Annotated in this window: 4 protein-coding genes; all 4 read left to right on the top strand. The window is 55.2% G+C overall.

All coding sequences use genetic code 11. The features are described 5' to 3' along the window. Positions 1-385: DDE-type integrase/transposase/recombinase (locus AC13EY_RS01235; RefSeq protein WP_482890390.1), on the top strand; the 385-nt coding region annotated here is incomplete at its 5' end. Positions 386-1,990: 1,605 nt separating this feature from the next. Then, a complete protein-coding gene (locus AC13EY_RS01230) occupies positions 1,991-2,461 on the top strand; it encodes a hypothetical protein (RefSeq protein WP_335599589.1) in 471 nt (156 codons plus the stop codon). A gap of 36 nt (positions 2,462-2,497) precedes the next feature. Then, positions 2,498-3,505: a helix-turn-helix transcriptional regulator gene (locus tag AC13EY_RS01225; protein ID WP_482876215.1), complete on the top strand. Its 1,008-nt coding sequence runs from the start codon at positions 2,498-2,500 to the stop codon at positions 3,503-3,505. A 371-nt stretch (positions 3,506-3,876) separates the two neighbouring features. After that, on the top strand, positions 3,877-4,887 hold the full coding sequence (locus AC13EY_RS01220) for a GTPase (protein WP_482876214.1): 1,011 nt from the start codon (positions 3,877-3,879) through the stop codon (positions 4,885-4,887). Positions 4,888-5,009: the final 122 nt, after the last annotated feature.

Here is a 5,009-nt window from a genome sequence, read left to right as displayed (position 1 = left end):
CAAGCCGGATGCTGATCTGGTCGTAAAGGCGCTCCACAGAGCCTACGAGAGGCGTGGGCGCCCAAGTGGTGTCTTGTTCCACAGGGATCAAGGTAGCCAATACAGCAGTCGCCATTTCCGCCAGAGGCTATGGCGATACCGGATCACCCAGAGCATGAGTCGTCCTGGAAACTGTTGGGATAATGCACCAATGGAGCGTCTGTTCCGTAGGCTGAAAACCGACTGGGTTCCGACGGTACGCTACATGACTGCTGCGTTGGCTGAGCAGGATATAGGTCGCTACTTAATGCAACGCTACAACTGGACAAGACCACATCAGCACAACGGCCTCGTGCCGCCGGCTGTTGTAGAAGAAAAACTTAAATCACTGTCCGGGAATTGTTGACCACTACACACCCTTGTCGGCGGCAACGCGCTGGCAACCGTCATGGCAGCGCCTATTGGCAGTTATTTAGGATCCATGCGGGATGACAGGGCGTATTTGTCCCGGCTCCAGGCTCTTGCGCACCATGGTGAGCTTTTCCTCAGTGCTCCAGGGCGACGCCGCTCCTATCCGAGGATTTCAATGTTTTTATCTTTGCTGGTAGTCATAAACAAAGTCGTTTGCCTATCCATTATGGTAAGGGAGAAACCGTGTCCTGTCTTTCAGGGGGCTCGTCCACCCCTTGACTTTTCCCCCCGGAATTCGGCACTTTCCGAAAAACGAAACGAAAATTTTTCCAATGATGAAGCAGGACGCTTATTCAAATCCTGACCGTCTTACGGACTGTACCATCGCAGGGTTTACACATTGAGGTGCGTTAGATGTGATACCTACATTCCCCCTCAGGAGTCGGCCTGGTCGGGCGCCGGGCTTTGTAAGTCATGCGCCAGCTGGAAGCTGCAGCAGGCTAAGGAGCTTCCCCAAAAGACCGCACCTAGCGTCCGTCCCCATCTAGAATCCCCCCCGGTAAATGAGGAGCGGCATGTCGCTCCTATAACCAAAAAGACCGTATCAGGCACACGCCGCTACCTAGACACCCCCCCGGTAAATGAAGCGAGGTATGCGGCTCCCAAAAATAGTAAGAGCCCAGCTACCTGCATAGGGTGCGGACTCTACCGCCCGGGCATAAATGCCGAAGGTATCTGCCCAAGTTGCATCAGATTCGGCAAAGGGATACCCCCGAACTCAAGCGCTCCTCCAGATCTCGTTCGCCGCGAAAGCCCGAATGCAGCTAAGCGCTATGAGGTCGAGGACGAACCCAAATGCCGCAAGTGTTCAGGTTTCGGATATTCCTCTAAGGCACCAGGGGATGGGCGCTGCGCAGCGTGTAGTGGCACGGGCCTTGATATAAGGCAACCTACCGCCGAAACTCAGGCCACTCCACCGCCCTTGCCGGAGAAGCTCGACAAGTCCACGGTTATCGAAGCAGCGCTTGAGGACAAACTCAATGTAGAGCAACTCCGCCGCGTTCTGGATAGCCTTAGCATGTACGATTTCACCGAGGAGGAGGTGAAGCTGCTGGACTATTGCTTAGACTGCAAAAGTAAGACACGGGCCTCGCCTTTACCTGAGGTGATTACCCGCAGTCCAGGAGATTGATGTCGGGTAGGGGCCACGCAGCCCCCTTTCCGTTAACGGCCTCACCAATACCCGAGCATTACTGCACGATCCGTTATCGACTTCGACGTCAAATTAACCTATGTCAAAACTGACGATAAGCGCAGCAGCCCTTACCTAGCCCGCATCACTTGCGAGGTAATTCAGGTCAACTTGACCAAGGCAACCAACTCGCAGGCGAAGCTGCGCCGCCTGAACATTGCAGTGGAGAGAGAGCTGTCAGCATATGTCACGGCGAAATTGCTGGTGGGTTAGCCTTGGATTGGAAAAGTTGTCACGTTGAAGCAGAAGTCATCTGAACACTCCAAAGTCATGGCAGCAGGTGCTCAGCATCACTCAAGAGCAGTTGCCGGCTGCCACAGCCATGAAACAGCGAATTAGAAGCAAACCATGCAAAGTCCTTTTTCCGGCCCATTCTTCAGCTATGTAATGTCACAGCCACCTCTGCAAAATGCGGAGCATATTCTGAGCGGATCGTCGGCGATGCTCTTTCAGAAAAACGGGAAGCTGTATCGGCTCACCACTGATGGGTGTGGGCACAACTTCCTTTCGCTCGAATCCTCTCTGGGTAGTTCGTCTGTCGTGCAGGTGATCGAATACTTCGGCCGGATTGCACCAAGCGACGAGTACTCGGATGCAGAGCACTACTGGCTGGCTGAGTCTGAATGGCTGCTCCCTGTTAACCCTGAAAGCAATCAAGGAAAAGTACTGCAACCAATCATCGCCGCTATTAGTGACGAGGATCTCGCTGAGCCAGAGGAGCGCGCTCCGGATACTCTGCGCCGCCAAACCAGACACTCGAGTAATATAAGGACCGAGAACACTCCCGCCGCGACGCAGCCTGTCGTGCTGCGACACTAAGCTAACGGACAATCCACTCCAGACAAGGACGCCATCTTGAGCGACTCTAAAACAACCCTGCAGCGGATCAAGGTGATGATCTCGCTAATTCCCAAAGAACCACATGACATTTCCACCAGAGAGCTGCTGACATCGCTGGCGAATGAAGGATTCAACGTAAGTCGACGCACCGTTCAGCGCGACCTGGACAAATCTTCAAACACCTTCCCAATTTACCAATCCGTTGAAGGGTACCAACCACGTTGGACACGCAAGAAGGACGCACCACTGGATACCGACGTCATGCGTCCCGCCACGGCACTCGCCCTGCATTTGGCGGAAAGTCATCTGAGAAAATTACTCCCGGGTACGGTAATACAGCGCCTCTCGGCCCAGTTCGAGATGGCACACCATCAGTTACTTAACGACAACGGCAACGTCTTCCACAGCTGGGCCAAAACCGTACGTGCGTTACCCAACGGCAAGGCCCTGTTGCCAGCAGATATCACCCCCGAGGTATGGGACGAGGTGTCGGATGCACTTCTGCGAGAACGCCAGCTACGCGTGATCTACCAGGCTCGCGGACACAGCCAACCACGCGAGCATGTGCTGCACCCCGCGGGGCTGGTTTCTCGCCATGCCATCAGCTACCTGATTGCCCGAACCCAGAAACACGAGAGGCCCGTGCAATTTGCGCTGCATCGAATTACCGAGGCGGAAGTACTGCCGGATCACGCTCACAAACTGGACGACTTCAATATCGACGAGTTTGTCAGCCGCCAACTGAACAGCGAGGCCGATATCAGCAGTGTCACACTGGAAGCTGACGTTGATCCAAACATTGCCTGGATTCTCAACGAAACGCCGCTCAGCAACGAGCAGTCGCTTACGCCTATAGAGGACACCCAGTGGTTGCGTCTGAAAGCGGTCGTTCCTAATGACAAGGAAACTCGCTGGTGGGTCTACTCACTTGGCGAGAACATCCGCGTGCGGGCACCCAGCGATTGGGCAGAAGAGGCTCAGGCCCGAGCTCGTCAGGTACTCCAGCTTTACGCCAACAACTAACACCGCGTCTCACCGATCGCACCGCTGCTGCGGTCAGCCATCGCAGCAGCAAGATTGACGCCTGAAGGTCCTGTCAGCGCAACAAGCGCCCCTCCAAAAATTTCTAACCAATGCGACATGACTTGTCGCCACCCGCATTCATAGTCCTCTCCAACAAGCACACGGAGGACAAACATGCCGTTTCCCCCACCCCCCATGACGTTCAGTTGCCCCAAATGCGGGTGGCGCAAACGCGTCCAGCCGGCAAGCGACGCACTGCGTCTGGACCTGGACTGGTTTGCCTGCTGCCCCCAATGCGGCAACGACGACATCCAGATGACCCAACACTCCAGGCCAACAGGGTTGCTTGGTTGGCTGACAGGGCGTCGCCGATGAAACACGCCCATGCCCGATATTTCACTGCAATGAACAAGGAAGAACAGTCTATGACCGACATCACAACGCATAACGCACCCACTTCGATCGAAGATGCCATCGACAGCGCCTTGAAAGGTTCCGGCAAGATCAATGTGATCATCGCCGGCAAGACCGGAGTAGGCAAAAGCACCCTGATCAACACCATCTTCCGAGGTGATCTGGCGAAGACAGGCTCTGGTCGCCCGGTGACGCAACGCACAGAGGAAATATCGAAAGCAGGTCATCCAGTCACCATCATCGACACCAAGGGCCTTGAGCTGAAGGATCACGACACGATCGCTGCAGAGCTGACTGACGTGATCGACACACGCTCCCATTCCCAGGATGAGAACCAGCACATTCACGTGGCATGGTTGTGTATTCATGAAGACGGGCGACGCGTCGAAGATGCAGAGATAGACCTTTGCCGCCTGTTCGCGGAAAAGAAAATCCCTGTCGTCGCAGTGATCACCAAATCCCGCTCCGATAACGGTTTCAATGAAGAAGTACGACAAACCCTCCCCACCGCAGCAGCAGTGGTATCCGTGCGCGCACTGGCTGAGGAGCTGGACGATGAGGGCGACAGCATCACGCTCAAACCCAAAGGCCTGGACAAGCTGATTCTGGAAACCGCGCGCCTGCTACCCGAAGCAAAAAAAAGAGCCTACGCCAACGCGCTTAGCTCCCGGCACCAGGCTGCAACGCGTCTGAAAATCGAGCAAGCTGAGAAAGAAGTCATCATCGCCGCGACCGCAGCCGGCGCAGTGGCTGCCGTTCCGATTCCGTTTTCCGATGCAGTTGGCCTAGTACCAATTCAGGTCGGGATGCTGGCCAAGATTGGCATCACCTTTGGCATGGAAATCAGCACCACTGCCCTTACCACACTGGTGACGTCCACCTTGGGTGCAGGTGCCGCTACTCTGATTGGTCGCACCCTGGTAACGGGCCTGTTGAAGATGATTCCCGGGCGGCGTCTGTCAATGTAGTTGGAACATGAGTCATGCTGCTTCTAGTTCACTATGCACATGGATAACGGTCGTTTCCTTCTCTGGATTCAGCCAAACGCTGCCTACGGGTTGCCAGTTTCGAGTATTGCCCGACCAGCGTG

Source organism: Halopseudomonas sp. L-58, from assembly GCF_056859475.1.
The sequence above is the reverse complement of the archived record's forward strand: the minus strand, read 5'-3'. Positions and strand labels throughout refer to the sequence as shown.

Bases quoted from the DNA above. Each gene is read 5' to 3' on its own strand.
- AC13EY_RS01230 (WP_335599589.1), top strand. From the start codon at position 1,991: ATGCAAAGTCCTTTTTCCGGCCCATTCTTCAGCTATGTAATGTCACAG.
- AC13EY_RS01220 (WP_482876214.1), top strand. From the start codon at position 3,877: ATGAAACACGCCCATGCCCGATATTTCACTGCAATGAACAAGGAAGAA.